The organism is Micromonospora sp. NPDC048040 (assembly GCF_055587185.1).
In genome coordinates this window covers 19,945-39,444 of sequence record NZ_JBVJGT010000002.1, presented here as the reverse complement: position 1 = coordinate 39,444, position 19,500 = coordinate 19,945, and the positions used below count along the sequence as shown (strand labels likewise).

Sequence of the window (19,500 nt, the reverse complement as noted above, 5' to 3'; positions counted from 1 at the left end):
AAATGGCGGCCGTGGTGTGGGGGACCCCCATTTACAGCATGGTGAAAGGCGAGCCCAGGGTGGCGGCTGTCCCCCCCCACACCGACGGCCCGGCGGCGGCGGTCCCCCCCCCCGCGACGAGGGCGCTGGCCGCGTAGCCGGTCAGCACCGCCGCCGGCCGGGCCAGCGGCGCGCGGGGCGCCATGGCGACCACGGCCGCCGAGGCGACGAAGGGCAGGGCGAACACGTCCCGCCCGGTCAGCTCCTCGACGACGGCGAGCAGGCTCATCGCGCCGAGCAGCACCGTCCCGGCGGCGAGCGCGCCGGCCCGCGCGGCCCGCCGGTCGAGCGCCGGCGGGCCGAGGGTGGTCGAGGCCATGCCTAGCGGGCCCGGCGCAGGAAGGCGCGGATCAGCCCGGTGATCTCCTCGCCGTGGGTCTCCAGCGCGAAGTGGCCGGTGTCCAGCAGGTGGATCTCGGCGTCGGGCAGGTCCTGGGCGTACGCCTCGGCGCCGGCGGCGCCGAAGATCTCGTCGTGGCGGCCCCAGGCGACCAGGGTCGGCGGCTGGTGTTCGCGGAGGTAGCGCTGGAAGTCGGGGTAGGCGTCGAGGTTGAACTGGTAGTCCCAGAAGAGCTGGAGCTGGATCTCGGCGTTGCCGGGCCGGTCGAGGCCGGCCTGGTCGAGCCGCCACGTCTCCGGGGCGAGGCGGTCCAGCCGGTCCGTCGGCACGCCGTGCGTGTACTGCCAGCGGGTGGCCTCGGCCGTCAGCAGCCTGCGGACCTCCGGCTCGTGGGTCGCCCGGTCCTTGGCGTGGGCGAAGAGCACCTCCCAGAACGGGGTGAACCCCTCGGTGTACGCGTTCCCGCTCTGGGTGACCAGCGCGGTGACCCGCTCCGGGTGCCGGCTGGCGATGCGCAGGCCGATCGGGGCGCCGTAGTCGTGCAGGTAGAGGGCGAACCGGGCGATGCCCAGGGTGTCGAGCAGGCCGAGGGTGATCTCGGTGAGCCGTTCGAAGCCGTAGTCGAACTCGCCGACCGGCGGGGCGGCGGAGTTGCCGAAGCCGACGTGGTCGGGGGCGACGAGGTGGTACTCGTCGGCCAGCGCGGGGATCAGGTTGCGGAACATGTGCGAGCTGGTCGGGAAGCCGTGCAGCAGCACCAGGGTGGGTCGGGACGGGTCGCCGGCCTCGCGGTAGAAGACCTGCTGGCCGGCGACGGTGACCAGGTGGTGACGGGTGGCGAAGGGGGACACGGGCACTCCTCGGCATCGAGAGAACGATCGTTCTCCGGCTGGTTGATACCGTAGGAGAACGATGGTTCTCCGGGCAAGGGGCTTTGACATGGACCACACGACGGCCGAGGCGCGGCTGCTCGACGCGGCCGACTCGCTCTTCTACGAGCGCGGCATCCAGGCGGTCGGCATGGACGCCATCCGGGCCGCCTCGGGCGTCTCGCTCAAGCGCACCTACCAGCTCTTCCCGTCGAAGGAGCACCTGGTCGAGGCGGTGCTGCGACGGCGGGACCGGGCGATCCGGGACGCGCTGGCGGCGTACACCTCGGCGCCGTCGACCCCGACAGAGCGCGTGCTGGCGGTCTTCGACTACCTGCACGACTGGTTCGGCCAGCCCGACTACCGGGGCTGCGCCTTCATCAACTCCTTCGCCGAGCTGGGCGGCTCCTCGCCCAGCGTGGTCGACGTCGTCCGGGCCCACAAGCGCGCCTTCGCCGACCACCTCGCGACGCTCGTCGCGGCGGCCGGCCGGCCGCCGGCGCTCGCCGCGCAACTCGCCCTGCTGGCCAACGGCGCGATGGTCACCGCCGCCATCGCCGGCAGCGCCGAGCCGGCCCGCGAGGCCCGCGCCGCCGCGAGCCGCCTGCTCGACGCGGAGAGCCTCCCGCGCTCCTCGGTCGAGCCCGGCTCCCCGGCGAGCACCCTCGAGCCGCCGGCCTGAGCCGGCTCACCGCCCCTCGGCGACGTAGTCGTAGACGGTGCGGGCGAGGCGGCGGACCACCTCGTCGCCGGTGGCGATCGGGCCGGAGGTGAGGAACGCGACCGCGACCTCGGAGCCGGGGATCAGGTAGTACCCCACGTCGTGCGAGGCGTCCGGCAGGTCGCCGGTCTTGTGGGCGACCGGGACGCCGGGCGGCAGCGCGGCGGGGATCTTGGTGTTCAGGGTCTGCCGCCGCATGAAGTCGATCAGCAGGTCCCGGGAGCCGGGCGTGAGGATCTGCGCGTCCCAGACCGCGCCGAGCAGCGAGACGACGTCGTCCGGGCTGGTGTAGTTCTCCTCGCCCCGCCGGGCGGCGTCCTCGTCGAGGAACTTGCGGGCCAGGATGGTCTGCCACTGGTTCATCGAGTCCGCCAGGGCGTTGACCGGCCCGAACCCGCGCAGGTAGCCGATCAGCACGTTCGCGGCGGTGTTGTCGCTGTAGACGATCGTGTACTCGGCGAGCCGACGCAGGCTCACCACCTGCGGGAACGTCTCGTGCTGGAGCTCGCCCGTGCCGTCGACCACGTCGGCCGGGGTGACCAGCACGCCCTCGTCCAGCGACACCTGGCCGCAGTCGACCCGGCGCAGCAGCTCCACGAGGATCCACAGCTTGATCACGCTGGCCGCCTTCGGCCGGAACGTGCCGTTCACCGCGACCTGCTGGTCGCCGTACCGGCCGGAGAGGTCGCGGACCGCGACGCCGGCCGGGTTGGTGCCGGCCGTGGCGTCGACCACCTGCCGAAGCCGGTCGGTCAGCGGCAGCAGCCGGCGGCCGGCGACCGGATCGGTGGGCGGCGGAGGGTCGGTGACCACCGGGCCGGCCAGCCGCTGCGGCCGGGCGTCGGGGCGGGCCACCTCCAGGAAGCCCCACCGGCGGCCGACGAGCGGGACCTCGTAGGCGTAGGTCGTACCGTCGAGGGTCAGCGCGCCGCGCGCGGAGCGGCCGACGACCCGCATCTCCGGGTCGGTGGCGCGGCCGGTGTCGCCGTCGCAGGCCCGGTAGCGCACGGTGCGCGTGCCGGTGTCCATCGAGAACACCCCGCCGGGGAAGGGCAGCCAGGCCGCCGTGCTGGCCGGCGCGTGCCCGGGACCCGGCTCGGGCCCGCCGCCGTCCGCCGCCGCCGGCCCCGCCGCCAGCGCCAGCAGGGTGACGACCGCCAGCGGTACGCGCACCGCGCCCCGCCAGGAAGATGAGCGCCTCTTGTCGGTTTTCCTCACGTTTGTACGATATGGAGGCGGACTGGGCGGCCGGCATCGCGCCCAGCGGTGTCACCCGTCCGGGGGCGCGGGCGGTGGCTACCGCGGCGGCGGTTCCGGCGGCAGGCCCGGGGCGAGCCGGCGCAGCGAGGTGAACGTGGGGACCAGCGCGTTGTACAGCTCGGAGAACAGCGGCAGCAGGGCGGCGTACGTGGCGGCGGCGGCCGGGTCGGGGCGGACGGTCTCCCCGATGTGCACCAGGTCGGCGGCGACGTCGACGGAGGCGACCAGCCCCAGCGCCTCCATGCCGAGCAGCGCCGCCCCGAAACTGGAGCCCTCGCGCTCGACGGGGAAGCGCACCGGCATGCCGAGCACGTCGGCGAGCATCTGCCGCCACAGCGGGCTGCGGGCGAACCCGCCGCTGGCCCGGATCTCGAGCACCTCGTTGCCGGCGGCCCGCACCGAGGCCAGCACCAGCGCCAACTGCTGGCAGACCCCCTCCAGCCCGGCCCGCACCAGGTGTGCGCGGCGGTGCCCGTGGGTCAGCCCCACGTACGCGCCGCGTGGCAGCGCGCTCCAGTGCGGCGCCCGCTCGCTCAACAGGTACGGCAGCATGATCAACCCGCCGGAGCCGACCGGGGCCTCGGCGGCCACCGCCAGCAGCTCCTGCTCGGCGTGCTCGCCCAGCTCCGGGGCGAGCGCGTCGCCGGCCCAGTCGAGCACGATGCCGCCGTTGTTGATCGCGCCCCCGACCACCCAGCGCTGCTCGGTCAGCGCGTAGCAGAACACCCCGCCGAGCGGGTCCACGCCGGGGCGTTCCACCATCACCCGCATCGCGCCGCTGGTGCCGATCGTGCAGGCCATGACGCCCGGGGCCACCGCGCCGAGCCCGAGGTTGGCCAGCGGGCCGTCCCCCGCGCCGACGACCACCTTCGTGTCGGGCGGCAGCCCGGTCGCGGCGGCCGTCTCGGCGGTGAGCCCCGGCAGCACGGTGGTGGTGGACACCAGCTCGGGCAGTTGCTGCTCGGTGATCCCGGCGACGCCGAGCGCCTCGGAGTCCCAGGAGAGCTGCTGGATGTCCATCAGGCCGGTGGCCGAGGCGACCGAGTGGTCGGTCACCAGCTCCTCGCACAGCCGCAGCAGGATCCAGTCCTTGATGCCCACCCAGTACGCCACCCGCCCGAACAGCTGCGGATCCTGCTCGGCGAACCAGAGCAGCTTGGGCAGCGGCGCCATCGGATGGACCGGGGTGCCGGTGCGGCGGTGCAGCGCCAGCCCTGACGGGACCGCCCGCAGCCGTTCGGCCTGCCGGCTGGCCCGGGAGTCGGCCCAGGTGAGCGACGGGGTGAGCGGATTGCCGTCGGCGTCCAGCCCGATCAGGCTGTGCATCGCGGTGCTGAACGCCAGCCCGGCGATCGGCCGGCCCAGCTTCGCCACGGCCCCGCGGATCGACTCCAGCACCGCCGTGTGGATGCGGTGCGGATCCTGCTCGGCCCAGCCGGGGTGCGGCTCGTCGAGCGGGTAGCCGACCGAGTGGTGCACGAGCTGGTTGCCGTCGACGTCGTACGCGACCGCCTTGGTGCTGGTGGTGCCGATGTCGACGCCGACCACGACGGCGGGGAGCGGCTCGCTCACCGACTCCACCCCCTCGCTGACCCTGGGTGCCGCCGACGTTACCCAGCATCCGGGCGGCCCGTAGGGGGAACAACCCGTTTCCCGGTCGGGTCTTCCCCGGCGCCCCGCCCGGCACGAGAATGCCCATCAGCGTGAATGTCCTGCACGTTCACCACGACGGGGAGGAAGACACGATGAGGTTGAAGCCGGCCGGCGCGGTGCTCACCGCACTCGCCACGGTCGTCACCACGGTGGTCACCGGCGTCCCGCCGGCCGCCGCGCAGCACGGCGACGGCGGCTACTCCGCGGAGATCCGCCGGGCGTCGTACGGCGTCCCCCACATCACCGCCCGCGACTTCGCCTCCCTCGGCTTCGGCGCCGGTTACGCCCAGGCCGAGGACAACATCTGCGTCATCGCCGAGAAGATGGTCACGGTCGGCGCCGAGCGGTCCCGCTTCTTCGGCGCGACCGGCCCGACGGACGCGAACGTGCGCAGCGACCTGTTCTTCCGCAAGGCCATCGACGAGCGCACCGCCGAGCGGCTGCTCCAGGGGCCACGCGACGGCGTGCACTCCCCGTCGGACGAGGTCCGCGACCAGATCCGCGGCTTCGTCGCCGGCTACAACCACTACCTGCGCCGCACCGGCGCGGCGAACCTCACCGACCCGTCGTGCCGGGCGAAGCCGTGGGTGCGCCCGCTGACCGAGCTGGACGTCTGGCGCGCGAGCTGGGCCAGCATGGTCCGGGCCAGCTCGCGGGCGGTGCTCGACGGGATCGTCGCCGCCGCCCCGCCGACGGCGACCGGCCCGGCCGCCGCCCTGGACGCGCCGGGCGCGGCGGCGGTGGTCGCCTCCGCCGACGGCGCGCCCGCCGGGGTGGGCAGCAACGCGTACGGGCTGGGCGCGCAGGCCACCACGCACGGCGGCGGGATGGTGCTGGCCAACCCGCACTTCCCGTGGGAGGGCGCCGAGCGCTTCTACCGGATGCACCTCAAGGTCCCCGGCCGCTACGACGTGGAGGGCGCGGCGCTGGTCGGCGACCCGATCGTCGAGATCGGGCACAACGACACCCTCGCCTGGAGCCACACCGTCTCCACCGCCCGCCGCTTCGTCTGGCACCGGCTCGCGCTGGTCCCCGGCGACCCCACCTCGTACTACGTGGACGGTCGGCCCCGGAAGATGACCACCCGCACCGTCACCGTGCGGGTGCCCGGCCCGGGCGGCGGGACGGTGCCGGTCAGCCGCACCTTCCACGACACCCACTTCGGGCCGGTGGTCGTGGTTCCCGGCACGTTCGACTGGACCGCCACCAGCGCGTACGCGATCACCGACGCCAACGCGACCAACAACCGCGCGTTCGACGGTTGGCTCCAGATGGGCCGGGCGAAGACGGTGCGGGAGCTGAAGCGGGTGCTCGACCGGCACCAGTTCCTGCCCTGGGTGAACGTGATCGCCGCCGACGCCCGCGGCGAGGCGCTCTACGCCGACCACTCGGTGGTGCCCCGGGTCACCCACGAGTTGGCCGCCGCCTGCATCCCCGCGCCGTTCCAGCCGCTCTACGCCGCCAGCGGCCAGGCCGTCCTCGACGGCTCCCGGTCGGCCTGCGCGCTCGGCCGGGACCCCGACGCGGCCGTGCCCGGCATCCTCGGCCCGGCCAACCTGCCGGTCCGCATCCGCGCCGACTACGTGACCAACTCCAACGACAGCCACTGGCTGGCCAACCCGGAGGCGCCGCTGGAGGGCTACCCGCGCATCATCGGCAACGAGCGCAACGAGCGCAGCCTGCGCACCCGGCTCGGCGTGGAGCAGGTGCGGGGGCGGCTCGCCGGCACCGACGGGCTGCCGGGACGGGGCTACACCACGTCCCGGCTCTGGCAGACCGTCTTCGGCAACCGCGCGTACGGCGGCGAACTCGTCCGCGACGACCTGGTGGGGCTGTGCACCGCGCACCCCACCGCGACCGCCTCGGACGGGACCACGGTCGACCTGCGCGACGCCTGCGCGGCGCTGAGGGGCTGGGACCTGCGCGTCGACCTGGACAGCCGGGGCGCGCACCTGTTCACCGAGTTCGCCCTGTCCGGCGGCATCCGCTTCGCCGACGCGTTCGACGCCGCCGACCCGGTGCGCACCCCGAGCCGGCTGAACACCGCCGACCCGCGCGTGCTCACCGCGCTCGCCGACGCGGTCCGCAGGCTCGCCGGCATCCCGCTCGACGCGCGCCTCGGCGACGTCCAGACCGAGCCGCGCGGCGACGGGCGCATCCCGATCCACGGCGGGCGCGCCGAGGCCGGTGTCTTCAACATGATCATCAGCCCGCTGGCGCCCGGCGTCGGCTACCCCAAGGTGGTGCACGGCTCGTCGTTCGTGATGGCCGTCGAGCTGGGCCGGAACGGCCCGTCGGGGCAACAGATCCTCACCTACTCGCAGTCGAGCAACCCGAACTCCCCCTGGTACGGCGACCAGACCCGGCTCTACTCGGGCAAGGGCTGGGACACGATCAAGTACACGGAGGCGCAGATCAAGGCCGACCCCAACCTGCGCACCTACCGGGTGGGGGAGGGCCACCGCCACTGACCCGTCCCCGCGCCACGCCTCGCGCCCGCCGGATCACCCGGATCCGGCGGGCGCGAGGCCGGGTGTCGGCGCGACCGCCCGGCGACACGCCCGACGGGTGCGGTCCGGCCCGCCGAAACCCACCTATCATCCGATTTGGTCCGCCGTTCGGCCATTTTGCCCCGCTGCGTCGTGTCCGCGCCGGCCGTTGTCACCGTTGACACGGTGACACCCCGGTTGGTGGCCTGCGCGGCGAAGGAGTCGGCGTGGCAAAGACTGATTCGACGGGTTCCACGTGGCGGTACCGGTGGGCGCACCGGCAGAACGAAATGCTGCGGCGCGAGTTCCGCGGCGCCGAGCGGGCATGGCGACGACGCGACGACGAACTGCGCCGCCTGCGTACCCTCGCCGAGGAGTTCCACGGCACGACCGCCGCGGGCGCGGGGCTGCCCCTGGAGCTGGCCCCCGACGAGGTGGTCTTCTGGGTGCTGCCGGCCGCGCAACTGGTGGAGGTCCGGCACACCGCCGTGCTGCCCGCGCCGGACCTGACAATCGCCCCGGAGGCCGCCCCGCTGCGCGCTCGCAGGCCCGACGGCGTCCGTGTCGCCGACGCCGGGATGGCGGTGATCACCAGCCGTCGGCTCGTGCTGCTCGGCGGGCGCGGCCGGCGCGACTGGGCGTACGGGAAGATGACCGGCCTGGCCCACGACCCGCACGCGCCGGTCACCCTGATGCAGGTGCTGGACCGGCGGCGCACCTCCGGGCTGATGCTCCCCGCCGACGTCGCCGCCGACTTCCGGTTCAAGCTGACGCTGGCATTCGCCGACGCCATCGAGCAGCGCGGCGCGGTGCTCGACCAGCTCGACGAGGCGATCGCCGCGCACGCGCAGCTCAAGCCGTTCCGGCCGGTGATCGCCACCCCCGGGCAGGCCCGGCCCTTCGCGTTCGTGCCCGGCGGCCGGCGCACCGTGGCCGTCGCCGCCGGCATCGCCCTGCTGGTGCCCGCCGCGCTGCTCGACACCGACCCCGCCGACCCGACCGGCTCCGAGGTCGCCGTCGCGGCCACCCCCGCGCCCAGCGGCACCGCCGCCCCGAAGATCGTGCCGCCCGTCGCCCCGCCGAAGGCGGCGAGGGTGTCCGCGCCGCGCCGCGACACCACGTCGCCCTCGCCGACGCCCGCCCGGGAGCGGCGGTGCGGCGCCCCCGCCAACCCGATGGGGTACGACTTCTGCGGCGGCAACCGCATCCGCAAGCCGGCGTCGGAGATCTGCGACTGGTTCGACTGCGTCCCCGAGTTCTGGGCCGGGCGGGGCTACCTGGTGCAGTGCCGCGACGGCTCGGTCAGCCTCACCGGCGGGCGGCGCGACGCCTGCGCCGAGCACGACGGGGTGCGCCGCACGGTCTGGAGCTGACACCTCGGCGGGTGTGGCGCGGCCTGCGGCTCGGCCCCGCTGCTCAGCTCAGGCGCCGCAGGAGGAAGCAGGCCCGAGGAAGGCCGCTCAGCCCAGGCGTTGCAGGGGGAGCAGGCCGGCGAGGATCACCGCGGCGGCGAGGGGCAGCAGGTCCAGGTCCGCGGCGATCCCCACGAACCCGAGCAGCACCGGCACCGGCACCCACGCCGGCAGCAGCCGGGGTCGCGTGGTCCCCGCCTGCACCAGCAGGGTGAGGATGCCGACCTGGAACAGCAGCGGCCCCAGCAGCATGGCCGGGTCGGGCAGCGCGGCGGCGTCGGCCAGCCCGGGGAACAGGTCGCCGAGGATCACCCACACGAACGCGGCCACCCCGACCAGCCCCAGCACGGTCGCCGCCTCGGTGAGCACCCGTTGCCGGGGCGCGACGGCCAGCAGCAGCCGGCGCAGCCCGACGACCAGCGCGCCGAACAGCAGGATCCCGACGAGGAAGAACGTGTGGCCGACGTCCCAGGCCCAGCCGTCGCCCCGGTCGCCGTCGAGGCCGTCGACCAGGCGGAGCAGACCGTAGAGCAGCAGGAGTGCCGGGCCGCCGACGGCGGCCGCCGGCACGAGTCTCGTCGACGTCCGCGCATCGGTGTCAGTCATCCACCCAGCGTCGTAGCCTGACCGGCCATGCTCCATCCGGGACTTCCCGCATCGGCCCCCGACCAACCATCCCCGAGCGCCCGCCCGAGGGCCGAGGGTGGCGCGGCCGTCGCATCATGTTGCCCGTGATCAACCCGAAGCACGACCAGCACCGCAAAAGAGGAAGCGCGACTACTGCGACGGGTGTAGCTGCGACGTGCCCAACTGCAACCTGGGGCTCTTCTCCACCCTGCTCACGTTCGGCGCGCTGCTCGCCCGGCTCGTCGCGCCCGGTCGGGCATCGGCACCCACGACCGCTCCCGCAGGGCGGGCGTCGCTGGCCGCTGCCCGCGGGCGGGCGCCGCTGGTGGACCGGGCCGGCCGGGCCGCGATCCTCGGCTACCGGCGCTGGCTGTCGCACCGCTGGCCGGGGCAGTGCCGCTACCGGAATGCGGGCCAGTGCTCCGCCCTTCAGGGAGGGGGTGAAGGTCCGCGTTGGGAGGGCCGCCAAGGCCCGAGCAGTGCCTTAACCCGCAGCCTGCTTGCTCTGCTCAGCCACGGGAACCGGCACGATGGCGGCGATCCGACGGCCGTTTCGGGTCACGTAGATCGTCCGGTTGCGGACGGCGGTGTCGTTCAGGATCTCGGCCAGGTTTTTCCTAAGGTCGGCCACGCTGATTTCGTTCGTGTCGGTCATGGCGCTGATCGTACTCCGTTGTACATTGTTGTACGTGCAGCTGCGTTACAACTACCGGCTCTATCCGGACGCCGCCCAGCGCGAAGCGCTGGCACGGTCGTTTGGGTGCGCTCGGGTGGTGTTCAACGACGGGCTGCGCCTGCGCCAGCAGGTCCGCGAGGCGGGCGAGAAGTACGTCTCCGACGCCGATCTGTCAAAGCTGGTCATTACCCAGGCCAAGGACACCCCAGAACGGGCGTGGCTGGGCGAGGTGTCCGCCGTGGTGTTGCAGCAGGCCCTGGCGGATCTGAACACCGCGTACCGCAACTTCTTCACCTCGATCACGGGCAAACGCAAGGGGCGCACGGTCGCGCCACCACGGTTGCGGTCACGCAAGGACAACCGGCAGGCGATCCGGTTCACCAAGAACTCCCGGTTCAGGGTCCTCGACAGCGGCCGCCTGCGCCTGCCAAAGATCGGCGACGTGCAGGTGCGCTGGTCGCGGGACCTGCCGTCCGAGCCGTCGTCCGTGACGGTGGTCAAGGATGCGGCGGGCCGATACGTCGCCTCGTTCGTCGTGCAGACCAACGCGGAAGAGACACTGCCGCCGGTCGACTCCGAGGTGGGTATCGACCTGGGCCTGACGCACTTCGCGGTGCTGTCGGACGGCACGAAGGTCACCGCGCCGAAGTTCCTGCGTCGCGCCGCGCGCAAGCTCAAGCGGTTGCAGCAGGACCTCTCCCGCAAGCAGCGCGGGAGTCAGAACCGCAAGAAGGCCGTCGTCAAGGTCGCCAGGGCGCATGCGCGGGTGGCCGACACCCGGCGGGACTGGCAGCACAAGCTCTCGACACGGATCATCCGCGACAGCCAAGCGGTGTACGTCGAGGACCTGTGCGTGACCGGTCTCGGCCGCACCAGGCTCGCCAAGTCGGTCCACGACGCCGGGTGGGCCAGCTTCACCGCCATGCTGGAATACAAGGCCGCCCGGTACGGGCGCGTGTTCGCCAAGGTCGACCGGTTCGCGCCCACGTCGCAGACGTGCTCTGCGTGCGGCCGGATCGACGGACCGAAACCGCTGTCCGTCCGGTCGTGGACCTGCCCGTGCGGCGCGGCCCACGACCGGGACGTCAACGCGGCCATCAACGTGCTCGCGGCGGGACGCGCCGAGAGCCTAAACGCCTGTGGAGCGCAGGTAAGACCAGCACGTCTGCTGGCACCGCGCCGGGAAGCAGGAATCCGCCCGGACGCCGCGTGTTCCACGCGAAGCGTGGAGGGAATCCCCGTCCCTTAGGGCGGGGAGATCGTCAAACCCCCACGTGCAGCGCGTACGGGCTGGCCGCCGTGGAACGGCACGGGCTGGCCGTCGGCGGGCGGATGGCCGCCGACCGGGTGCGCCGCTGCCGTCCCGACGTGCCGCGCGGCACCCACGACCCGGTGCGCTGACCCGGAGATGTCCCTGACCTGCGGAATATCCCGCCCGCCGACGTTCCCGGTTCGGCCATGATGGGGCCATGGAGATCCGCTCCGACGACGGCGCCCGGGTCAGGATCCGGCCGGTGGGCTACCAGCCGGGAGTCGAGCCGCCGGACGACCCGGACGAGGCGGCGGACTGGGACGACTGGCTGCTCGTCGAGACCGACGCCCGCACCGCCGACGGGCAGGCATGGTCGCACTACACACCCTGCCTGACGGTGTCCGAGGCGTACGCGCTGGCGGGCTGGCTGCGGCAGCAGGCCGAGACGACCGGCGACCCGGCGGAACCCTTGGCGGTGGTGCGCTTCACCGAGCCGAACCTGGCCTTCCGTACGCGGGTGCTGCGCCGCCGCCGGCTGGCGCTGACCGTCGAGTTCTCGTACGAGTCGCTGCCGCCGTGGATGCGGCGGCAGCCGCTCAGCGCGGTCTACCCGCTGACGCTCACGGTCTCCGCCGACGCCCTCGCGGTGGCGGCGGAGCAGTGGGCGCGGGAGGCCGGGGCGTACCCCCGCCGGGTCGCCGCCTCCTGACTGCCGCCGACCCGGCCGCGACCGGGTGCGCCGCTGCCGTCCCGACGTGCCGCGCGGCACCCACGACCCGGTGCGCTGACGAGCACCGGGCGTACGGCACGCTGCCTGAATTCTCTTTCCGGAACAATGGGGCGCATCGATCAGCGCGCGTTTCCTCAGTGGAACGCGAGCGGTTGTACGGGGTGTGATGGCGAAGTCACCCGCGATAATCGTGACGCCGGCGGCGGCGCGCCCCCGCTGGCGGATCACCTGGGCGGAACGCGAGAACGAGCGGCGGCGGCGCGGGCACGACGCCGAGGCCGAGGCATGGCTCCGACACAATGACGAGCTGACCCGGCTGCGGATCGAAGCGACCGAGTTCCTTGGGTGCGCGCAGCCGCGTACCGGCCTGCCAGTAGATCTCGACGACGACGAGGTCGTCTTCCGGGTGCTGCCCGCCGCGGAGCTGGTCGAGGCCGAGGGGCGGCACACCTCCGGACTGCCCACGCCGGGGCTGACCGTCGCACCGGACAGCGTCGGCGCACGCGGCCACCCGCTGCCGAAGTGCCTGCGGGTCCTCGACGCCGGCATGGCCGTCGTGACCAACCACCGGGTGGCTTTCTCCGGGCGCACAGGTCGGCGCGAGTGGGCGTACGCGGAGATGGTGGGGCCCGCCCATCATCCCGACGTCCCGGTCACCCTGCTGCACACCACCCACGGGGGCCGGCTGGCCGGGCTGCGGGTGCCAGCCGCCGCCACGGTGAACTTCCGCTTCTACCTCACCCTCGCCTTCGCCGACGCCACCGGGCAACGCGCCGCCGTCGCCGCGCAACTCGACGACCTGGCGGCCGCCCACCAGGACACGCGGCCGGTGCCACCGCCGCCCGCCGACCCGGACCAGGCCCCGCTGACCGCGGTGCGCCCGGGGCGCCGGGCGGCCAGCGTCGCCGCCGTCGCCGCCGTGGCGTTCGCGACGCTGACGGCCAGCGCATTCGGGTCGGAGCAGGCCGGCATGCCGTACCGGGCCGACATGGGCGGCGGCGTCGTCGCCTCCGAGGCGCCGAGCGGCACCAGCGCCACCGCTCCGTCCACCGGCGGCGGGCCGGAGCCGCCGCGCGGAGGTACGGCAGCGCCGCAGACCAGCGTGGTGGGCGTACCACGAGAAGACGTGTCGAGTGGGCCGCCGGGGCTGGCTGGCCCGGGCACGCGGGTGCCGCCCGTGGTCGCGGCGCCGGGTCCCGGGTCGCGCCCGGCCCCGACCATCGGCCCGGCCCCGACCACGGCGGCGCCCGGACCGGAGCCCACCGTGGTCGGCCTCTGCGGGGCGCCGGACAACCCCTACGGCTACAACTACTGCGGCGGCTCCTACATCCACCAGCCGGCCTCCGACGTGTGCACCTACTTCGCCTGCGTCGCCGACTTCTGGTCCGGGGTCGGCTACCTGATGCGGTGTGAGGACGGCATGATCGGAATGGTCGGCGGCAAGTTGGGTACCTGCGCCGATCATCGTGGGGTCAAGAACCCGGTCTACAGATAGCCGCGCGCTGCGCTTCAGCGAGCCGAACCTGGCCTTCCGTACGCGGGTGCTGTGCCGTCGCCGGCTGGCGCTGACCGTCGAGTTCTCGTACGAGTCGCTGCCGCCGTGGATGCGGCGGCAGCCGCTCAGCGCGGTCTACCCGCTGACGCTCACGGTCTCCGCCGGGGCCCTCGCGGTGGCGGCGGAGCAGTGGGCGCGGGAGGCCGGGGCGTACCCCCGCCGGGTCGCCGCCTCCTGACTGCCGCCGACCCGGCCGCGACCGTGCGCCGTGCTGCCGGCGGTGGTGTTGGGCCCACTCCCTCCGCCCGGTTACGGCGGCTACGGCCGGACGATCTTATCGTCCGCCTCATGGTGGCTCCACCACGTCGGCCTGTGTTTGCTCAAGCTTCCCGCGACGCGGGTCAGCAACAGCAGGTTGTGGTTGAACACGAGGGCCGCGTCCTCGCTTCGTTCGTTCAGGACCCGCGCAGTGGTCGCCAGCACGTTGGGGATCCCCTTGTCGGCCAGGACGTCCTTGCGCATGTAGAAGTCGATGTTGACGTACGTTTCCGGCTCCCACACCCACAGCGAGCCGTCGTCGTCTTCGGCGTCGTAGTAGCCGTGGCTGCCCGACGTGATGTCGACGACGAAGCCGCATTCCTCGTTGAGCGCGGAGGTGAGCATGCGGTTGCCGGACAAGGTGCGCGTCTCGACGGCGTTCGGTGCGGCGAGTCCAGCCACCTCGTCGAGGGGGATCTCGCCTGCCAGCGTCAACCGGAACTCAATAGCCATCCTCGCAGTCACTCCCTCAGTTCCGCCGTACGATTTGCACGATCGCGCCACTTCGCTGCACCGCTACGAGTTCCTTCAGCCCGGGCACGGGCCAGTCGTCGAATTGCTGCTGTAGGGCGACGAGGTCCCCGTTCCAGTCCTCCAGGTTCAGCACCACGCGTTGAGTCTGCCCTTTCTCGACTTTCTCGGAGACTGCGGCCCAGATGCCGCGTACCGCCTTGGGAGGAGTGGGAGCGTAACAATCGAAGACGTGGCCTTCGATCAGGTAATCAGGGGTCTTCTCCGGATTTCCTGTGTCGCCAGCGCTGAGCCTTGCTGCCGCGATCTCCGGCTTGGTGGGGTTCTGGTGGATCCGATAACCCCTACCGGCGACCGTGTCGGCGCATTCGTTCTCGAGTGCTAGTGAACGCCGTACCTCATCATCCTCCTTGGGGGGGATCCTGGTCCGTGGTCCCGTCGGCGATCCGCCGACGACGCCGGTGGGTTGCCTGGTCCAGGGCGGAGTTGGGCCATGCCCAGCGGAGGCGGCGGTTCCACCGGTCGCGGCTGTCGACGGCAGGTCGTCGGTGGCGGCAGGCACGGGGCTGGTCGGTGTGGGGCCGCGAACCTCGATCAGTTTTCCGGCGACCCCGAACTGGCGCACTTCGACGATCGCTGTTTCGGCGGACTGCCGGGCGGTGTTGGTGCGCTGCACCACCGGTAGCAGGACCCGCTTGATGCTCTCCAGAGCGTCAAGCAGCGGCCCAGGCCGCCCGCCGTGAAGGATCACGGCGACGACTTGCTGCGCCCGTCCGATCTGGGCGATGGCCTCGACCGCCGCGTCGCGGGCCCTGTCAACCGCGCTCAGTACGGTTTTCAGAACGGCAACCGATCCCTCGGGTGTGCCGGCGTGGGGCGCGGTGGCGGTGGTGGCCTTTGTCGCCGCGGTGATCGAGTCGGCGAAAACTGCCAGCGCCCCCTGGAGTTCCCTGATCGCGTCGCGCACGCGAGTGGTGCCTGTTGCCACGGCGGTGAAGCCGGCACCCGCGGCCCGGCGGCCGACTTCCTGGGCCCTGCTGTCGGCGGCGGCTGCCAACCCTCGCGCTTGTTCTACGCCGGCCAGCAGGTTACGGAATTCGCTGTTGAGCTTCTCGATGTGCGACATGTGGCCGGTACCCCCGATCGAAGGCGGTCATGGTCCGGGAGGCTGGGGCCACGAGACAGCCCGTGCCACCAGAGTCACCCCGGGCCGCTGCCGGCTTCCACGTCGTCGGTGCCCCGGCCGAAGTCGGGGACAGCGAGCGAGCCGTCCGGGCCGAGGGGAAAGCCCGGGTTCCAGGCGATCTCCCAGACGTGGCCGTCGGGGTCGGCGAAGCAGCCGGCGTAGCCGCCGTAGAAGGTCTCCCGCGCTGGCCGGGTCACCTCCGCCCCGGCGTCGGCCGCCACCGCCAGCAGCTCGTCGACCTCGCCCCGGGACCGGACGTTCTGCGCCAGTGTCATCCCGCCGAACCCGCTCCCGTCGGCCACGCCGGCGTCGGCGGCCAGCTTGTCCCGGCCCCACAGCACCAGCGCCAGCCCGCCGGCCTGGAAGAAGACGGTCTCCTCGACCTCCTGGCCGCGCCAGCCGAGCCGCTTGTAGAAGGCGCGGGCGCGGGCCACGTCGGCGACTCCGAGGGTGACCAGACTGATCCGCTGCTCCATCGTCCGGCCCCGAGGGCCGTCGCCCGGGCCGTGGCCGTCGTCGATCATCGCGGGAACCTCCAAGGCGCGACCGGCATCGTTGCCACGGTAACGCGGGCCGGGGCCGGCGTCCGACCGGGCACCGCGGACCCGACGCCGCAGGGCGGGTCTCCGGTAGCCGTTCCGGAGGCCCGCCCTGACGGTGTCGCCGCGCTCAGCAGAGGATGGCCGCACGTAGCGCACGTGGCCGGGCTCAGCGGAGGGTGGCCGCGCCGGCGTTGGCGTACTGCTCGTCGAGGTCGCCGGAGGGCGCGCCGCCGACGCCGATGGCCCCGACGACCTGCCCGTCGGCGCTCACCGGCACGCCACCGCCGAGGAACAGCGTCCCCGGGATGTCGCGCAGGGTGGCGCCCTCGCCGGTCACCCGGCCGGCCAGCGCGGAGGTGGGCTGGCCGAAGGAGGCGGCCGTGAATGCCTTGCGGTGCGCGGACTCGGCCGTCTGCGGGCCGGCGCCGTCGCCCTTGAGCTGCACCTGCACGGTGCCCGACCGGTCGAGGACGACCACGGTGACCCGGTGGCCGCCCTTCTCGGCGGCCTTCACGGTCGCCTCGGCCGCGCGCAGTGCCGCGTCGAGGTCGAGCGACGGGTTCGCCACGACGTTGCTCTTCGCGGCGGTTGCGGCCTGCGGCTTCGCCACCGGCTCGACGGCGGAGGCGGTGACGGCGACACCGGTGACGGCGGCCACGGCCACGGCGCCGGCGCCTAGGCCGAGCGCCATCCGGCGGCGGAAGTTGTGGATCATCACGATGCTCCCTGAGGTCTTCGGATCGAGGTGACGGTCCCCAGCCTGGCCGCCGCGCGCGGCGCGGTCATGGCACGCCGGATGCAACCGGGATACCTCGAATGGTTGAACCGGCCACCCCGTTCCTGCCGTACGCTGGACAGTTGTCAAGATCAATTGATCGGAGGTGGGCGGTGGGACGGCAGGACCGGCTGCGCCCGGCGATGCGGTGGGGGTTTCTGCTCCTGCTCGCCGCCGCCGCCTCCCGCTACGGCTTACGCCACGGCTGGGGCGCCGACACCGGCGTGGTGCTGGCGCTGGCCGGGGTGCTGCTGGCCGCGTACGCGATCAACGAGCTGGGGCGGCGCGCGCCCGGCGCGCGCTTCGCGGCGGTGCTCGTCGCCTTCCTCGCGCTGGTGCTCGCCGCGCCGAGCTTCGCCCTGGTGGCGATCCCGCTGTTCTTCGTCGGCCTGCGCCAGCTCCCGCGCCGCGCGGTCTGGCCGCTGGTCGGGCTGCTGACCGGCGCGGTCGTCGTCGCGCAGATCCGGCTGGCCGACCAGCTCGACCCCAGCCTGGTGCTCGGCCCGGTGGGCGTCGCCGCCATCACCACCGTCGTCTTCCTCGAACTCGACCGGCAGAACCAGGCCCGGCAGCGCGCGCTCGACGACCTCCTGGCCGCGCGCGACGAGCTGGACCGCAGCCAGCGCGAGGCCGGGGTGCTGGCGGAACGCGCCCGGCTGTCCCGGGAGATCCACGACACCCTGGCCCAGGGCCTGTCCAGCATGAACCTGTTGCTCCAGGCAGCTGACCAGGAGTGGGACACCGAGACCGGGCAGGCCCGCGCGCACGTGCGGCAGGCCGCGGCGACCGCCCGGGAGAACTTGGCCGAGGCCCGCCGCTTCGTTCGTGGCCTGGCCTCTCCGGCGCTCGACGGCGCCACGCTGACCGACGCCCTGCTCCGGTTGTGCGCGGCGACCGAGCGCGACACCGGCATCCCGGTCCGGTTCGCCGTCGTGGGGACCGTCGCGCCGCTCGGCGTCGACGACGAGGTGGCCCTGCTGCGGGTCGCCCAGGGTGCCCTGGCCAACGTGCGCCAGCACGCCCGCGCGCGGCGGACCGCCGTGACACTGACCTTCGGCGACCAGGAGGTGACGCTCGACGTGTACGACGACGGAACCGGCTTCGACCCCGCTGCCGTCACCGGATTCGGGCTGACCGGCATCCGCGAGCGGATCACGCAGCTCGGCGGCACCGCCGCCGTCGAGAGCGCACCCGGCGAGGGCACCGCGATCGCGATCAGCCTCCCGCTGCGGGAGGCCCGATGAGCACGCCGCTGCGGCTGATTCTGGTCGACGACCACCCGGTGGTCCGCGCCGGACTGCGGGCCCTGCTCGGCGGCCGGCCCGACATGACCGTGGTCGCCGAGGCGGCCACCGCCGGAGAGGCGCTCCGGCAGGCCGCGGCGCTGCGCCCCGACGTGGTGCTGATGGACCTGCAACTCGGCGACGGCGTCGACGGCGCCGCGGCCACCGCCAACCTGCTCGCCCTGCCGGAGCCGCCGCGCGTGCTGATCCTGACCACGTACGACAGCGACGAGGACATCATGCGCGCCGTCGAGGCCGGCGCGACCGGCTACCTGCTCAAGGACTCCCCGCCCGACGAACTCTTCCGCGCCGTGCACGCCGCCGCAGCCGGGCAGACCGTGCTGTCCCCGCCGGTCGCCGCCCGGCTGATGGGCCGGATGCGCGGCCCGCAGCCCACCCTCAGCGCCCGCGAGGTGGAGATCCTCACGCTGCTCGCCCGCGGCCTCGCCAACAAGGAGATCAGCCGCCAACTCTTCATCAGCGAGGCCACCGTCAAAACCCACCTGGTCCGCATCTACGCCAAGCTCGGCGTCGACTCGCGGACCGCGGCGGTGCACGCCGCCGTCGAGCGGAAGCTGATCCGCCGGTGAAGCGCCGCGCCCTGCTCGCCCTCGCCCTCACCCTCGCCACGGCCGCCGGCTGCGCCCGGCCCGCCCCGACACCACCCCCGGAGAAACCCATGCCCCGCACCGCCGACCAGGACCTGCTCACCGCCGCCGACGCCGGGGACCCCACGGCGGTACGCGCCGCGCTGGCCGCCGGCGCCGACATCGAGACCCGCGACGCCCGACGGCGTACGCCGCTGCTGCTGGCCGCCGCGAACGACCACGTCGAGGTCGCCCGGATCCTCGTCGAGGCGGGAGCGGACCCGGACGCGCTCGACGATCAGCACGACACCCCGTGGCTGGTGACCGGGGTGACCGGCAGCGTGGCGATGCTGGAGGTGCTGCTGCCCGCCGACCCCGACCTGACGATCGTGAACCGCTACGGCGGCATCTCCGTCATCCCGGCCAGCGAACGCGGCCACGTCGAGTACGTCCGGCGCGTGGTCCGCGCCGGCATCGACGTCAACCACGTCAACAACCTCGGCTGGACCGCGTTGCTGGAGTGCGTGATCCTCGGCGACGGCAGCCGGCCGTACCAGCAGATCGCGGAGATCCTGGTCGGCGCCGGGGCACGCGTGGACGTGCCCGACCGGGACGGCGTCAACGCCCGGGAACACGCCCGTCAGCGCGGGTACGCCGAGATTCTCGCCATCCTGTCGCGCTGAGCGGCGGCCGGGGCGGGCAGCCGCAGCGTGTCCCCGCCGCGCCACCTGACCTGCGGGGCCCCGCCCCCTCCGTTGCCCGTGGACGGCCCTGC

Annotated in this window: 21 protein-coding genes and 1 pseudogene; 11 read left to right on the top strand and 11 right to left on the bottom strand. The window is 73.5% G+C overall.

Going from position 1 to position 19,500, the window contains the following annotated elements; genetic code table 11:
- Positions 1-31 precede the first annotated feature (31 nt).
- Positions 32-358, bottom strand: coding sequence for an HPP family protein (locus tag ACZ6O2_RS02405; RefSeq protein WP_466021742.1), 327 nt, complete (start codon positions 356-358; stop codon positions 32-34).
- 2 nt (positions 359-360) lie between these two features.
- Positions 361-1,230: an alpha/beta fold hydrolase gene (locus ACZ6O2_RS02400; protein ID WP_466021741.1), complete on the bottom strand. Its 870-nt coding sequence runs from the start codon at positions 1,228-1,230 to the stop codon at positions 361-363.
- An 88-nt stretch (positions 1,231-1,318) separates the two neighbouring features.
- On the opposite strand from ACZ6O2_RS02400, the gene ACZ6O2_RS02395 reads away from it, so the two are divergent.
- Positions 1,319-1,930 carry a TetR/AcrR family transcriptional regulator gene (locus tag ACZ6O2_RS02395; RefSeq protein ID WP_466021740.1) on the top strand — a complete coding sequence of 204 codons (612 nt, stop codon included), beginning with the start codon at positions 1,319-1,321 and terminating at the stop codon, positions 1,928-1,930.
- 6 nt (positions 1,931-1,936) lie between these two features.
- On the opposite strand, the gene ACZ6O2_RS02390 is transcribed toward ACZ6O2_RS02395, so the two are convergent.
- Together ACZ6O2_RS02390 and ACZ6O2_RS02385 are read right to left on the bottom strand one after the other, a co-directional pair.
- Positions 1,937-3,187 carry a serine hydrolase gene (locus ACZ6O2_RS02390; RefSeq protein ID WP_466021739.1) on the bottom strand — a complete coding sequence of 417 codons (1,251 nt, stop codon included), beginning with the start codon at positions 3,185-3,187 and terminating at the stop codon, positions 1,937-1,939.
- A gap of 78 nt (positions 3,188-3,265) precedes the next feature.
- A complete protein-coding gene (locus ACZ6O2_RS02385) occupies positions 3,266-4,801 on the bottom strand; it encodes a gluconokinase (RefSeq protein ID WP_466021738.1) in 1,536 nt (511 codons plus the stop codon).
- 173 nt (positions 4,802-4,974) lie between these two features.
- Here ACZ6O2_RS02385 and ACZ6O2_RS02380 point away from each other — a divergent pair, with 173 nt between their 5' ends.
- Complete coding sequence (locus tag ACZ6O2_RS02380) at positions 4,975-7,353, top strand: acylase (RefSeq protein WP_466021737.1); 2,379 nt, start codon at positions 4,975-4,977, stop codon at positions 7,351-7,353.
- 245 nt (positions 7,354-7,598) lie between these two features.
- Positions 7,599-8,744, top strand: coding sequence for a hypothetical protein (locus tag ACZ6O2_RS02375; RefSeq protein ID WP_466021736.1), 1,146 nt, complete (start codon positions 7,599-7,601; stop codon positions 8,742-8,744).
- 87 nt (positions 8,745-8,831) lie between these two features.
- On the opposite strand, the gene ACZ6O2_RS02370 is transcribed toward ACZ6O2_RS02375, so the two are convergent.
- Both ACZ6O2_RS02370 and ACZ6O2_RS02365 read right to left on the bottom strand, forming a co-directional pair.
- A complete protein-coding gene (locus tag ACZ6O2_RS02370) occupies positions 8,832-9,389 on the bottom strand; it encodes a hypothetical protein (protein ID WP_466021735.1) in 558 nt (185 codons plus the stop codon).
- 505 nt (positions 9,390-9,894) lie between these two features.
- Positions 9,895-10,065: a type II toxin-antitoxin system Phd/YefM family antitoxin gene (locus ACZ6O2_RS02365; RefSeq protein WP_466021734.1), complete on the bottom strand. Its 171-nt coding sequence runs from the start codon at positions 10,063-10,065 to the stop codon at positions 9,895-9,897.
- Between the two features lie 34 nt (positions 10,066-10,099).
- On the opposite strand from ACZ6O2_RS02365, the gene ACZ6O2_RS02360 reads away from it, so the two are divergent.
- From ACZ6O2_RS02360 to ACZ6O2_RS02340, 5 genes are all read left to right on the top strand, one after another.
- Positions 10,100-11,335 (top strand): RNA-guided endonuclease InsQ/TnpB family protein, encoded by a 1,236-nt coding sequence (locus tag ACZ6O2_RS02360; protein ID WP_466021733.1) that lies wholly within the window; start codon positions 10,100-10,102, stop codon positions 11,333-11,335.
- 50 nt (positions 11,336-11,385) lie between these two features.
- Entirely contained in the window at positions 11,386-11,487 is a 102-nt protein-coding gene (locus ACZ6O2_RS02355; protein WP_466021732.1) for a hypothetical protein, read from the top strand.
- Between the two features lie 68 nt (positions 11,488-11,555).
- Positions 11,556-12,047, top strand: coding sequence for a WapI family immunity protein (locus ACZ6O2_RS02350; RefSeq protein ID WP_350703075.1), 492 nt, complete (start codon positions 11,556-11,558; stop codon positions 12,045-12,047).
- A 187-nt stretch (positions 12,048-12,234) separates the two neighbouring features.
- Positions 12,235-13,563, top strand: a complete 1,329-nt coding sequence (locus tag ACZ6O2_RS02345; protein WP_466021731.1) for a hypothetical protein — start codon at positions 12,235-12,237, stop codon at positions 13,561-13,563.
- A complete protein-coding gene (locus ACZ6O2_RS02340; protein WP_466021730.1) occupies positions 13,535-13,801 on the top strand; it encodes a WapI family immunity protein in 267 nt (88 codons plus the stop codon). The genes ACZ6O2_RS02345 and ACZ6O2_RS02340 overlap by 29 nt, the downstream gene beginning before the upstream one ends.
- 80 nt (positions 13,802-13,881) lie before the next feature.
- Here the strand turns inward: ACZ6O2_RS02340 and ACZ6O2_RS02335 are convergent, their stop codons facing one another.
- From ACZ6O2_RS02335 to ACZ6O2_RS02315, 5 genes and pseudogenes are all read right to left on the bottom strand, one after another.
- Complete coding sequence (locus tag ACZ6O2_RS02335; RefSeq protein ID WP_466021729.1) at positions 13,882-14,334, bottom strand: SitI3 family protein; 453 nt, start codon at positions 14,332-14,334, stop codon at positions 13,882-13,884.
- 16 nt (positions 14,335-14,350) lie between these two features.
- Positions 14,351-14,773 carry a CdiA C-terminal domain-containing protein gene (locus ACZ6O2_RS02330; protein WP_466021979.1) on the bottom strand — a complete coding sequence of 141 codons (423 nt, stop codon included), beginning with the start codon at positions 14,771-14,773 and terminating at the stop codon, positions 14,351-14,353.
- 180 nt (positions 14,774-14,953) lie between these two features.
- Positions 14,954-15,478: pseudogene (locus ACZ6O2_RS02325) on the bottom strand (DUF6244 family protein); the annotation flags it as partial.
- Between the two features lie 74 nt (positions 15,479-15,552).
- Positions 15,553-16,062 (bottom strand): VOC family protein, encoded by a 510-nt coding sequence (locus tag ACZ6O2_RS02320; RefSeq protein WP_466021728.1) that lies wholly within the window; start codon positions 16,060-16,062, stop codon positions 15,553-15,555.
- Between the two features lie 184 nt (positions 16,063-16,246).
- Positions 16,247-16,795: a GlcG/HbpS family heme-binding protein gene (locus ACZ6O2_RS02315; RefSeq protein WP_466021727.1), complete on the bottom strand. Its 549-nt coding sequence runs from the start codon at positions 16,793-16,795 to the stop codon at positions 16,247-16,249.
- Positions 16,796-16,968: 173 nt separating this feature from the next.
- Between ACZ6O2_RS02315 and ACZ6O2_RS02310 the strand changes: the two genes are divergently transcribed.
- From ACZ6O2_RS02310 to ACZ6O2_RS02300, 3 genes are read left to right on the top strand one after another with little or no spacing between them, the layout of a single operon-like run.
- Positions 16,969-18,099 (top strand): sensor histidine kinase, encoded by a 1,131-nt coding sequence (locus ACZ6O2_RS02310; protein WP_466021726.1) that lies wholly within the window; start codon positions 16,969-16,971, stop codon positions 18,097-18,099.
- Positions 18,096-18,728, top strand: a complete 633-nt coding sequence (locus ACZ6O2_RS02305; protein ID WP_350703065.1) for a response regulator transcription factor — start codon at positions 18,096-18,098, stop codon at positions 18,726-18,728. The genes ACZ6O2_RS02310 and ACZ6O2_RS02305 overlap by 4 nt, the downstream gene beginning before the upstream one ends.
- Positions 18,725-19,408, top strand: coding sequence for an ankyrin repeat domain-containing protein (locus tag ACZ6O2_RS02300; protein WP_466021725.1), 684 nt, complete (start codon positions 18,725-18,727; stop codon positions 19,406-19,408). Before ACZ6O2_RS02305 ends, ACZ6O2_RS02300 begins: the two co-directional genes overlap by 4 nt.
- Positions 19,409-19,500: the final 92 nt, after the last annotated feature.

Coding starts and splice junctions, on each gene's coding strand:
- ACZ6O2_RS02380 (WP_466021737.1), top strand. CDS start 4,975: ATGAGGTTGAAGCCGGCCGGCGCGGTGCTCACCGCACTCGCCACGGTC.
- ACZ6O2_RS02335 (WP_466021729.1), bottom strand. CDS start 14,334: ATGGCTATTGAGTTCCGGTTGACGCTGGCAGGCGAGATCCCCCTCGAC.
- ACZ6O2_RS02405 (WP_466021742.1), bottom strand. CDS start 358: ATGGCCTCGACCACCCTCGGCCCGCCGGCGCTCGACCGGCGGGCCGCG.
- ACZ6O2_RS02315 (WP_466021727.1), bottom strand. CDS start 16,795: ATGATCCACAACTTCCGCCGCCGGATGGCGCTCGGCCTAGGCGCCGGC.
- ACZ6O2_RS02320 (WP_466021728.1), bottom strand. CDS start 16,062: ATGATCGACGACGGCCACGGCCCGGGCGACGGCCCTCGGGGCCGGACG.
- ACZ6O2_RS02365 (WP_466021734.1), bottom strand. CDS start 10,065: ATGACCGACACGAACGAAATCAGCGTGGCCGACCTTAGGAAAAACCTG.
- ACZ6O2_RS02305 (WP_350703065.1), top strand. CDS start 18,096: ATGAGCACGCCGCTGCGGCTGATTCTGGTCGACGACCACCCGGTGGTC.
- ACZ6O2_RS02350 (WP_350703075.1), top strand. CDS start 11,556: ATGGAGATCCGCTCCGACGACGGCGCCCGGGTCAGGATCCGGCCGGTG.
- ACZ6O2_RS02395 (WP_466021740.1), top strand. CDS start 1,319: ATGGACCACACGACGGCCGAGGCGCGGCTGCTCGACGCGGCCGACTCG.
- ACZ6O2_RS02345 (WP_466021731.1), top strand. CDS start 12,235: ATGGCGAAGTCACCCGCGATAATCGTGACGCCGGCGGCGGCGCGCCCC.
- ACZ6O2_RS02370 (WP_466021735.1), bottom strand. CDS start 9,389: ATGACTGACACCGATGCGCGGACGTCGACGAGACTCGTGCCGGCGGCC.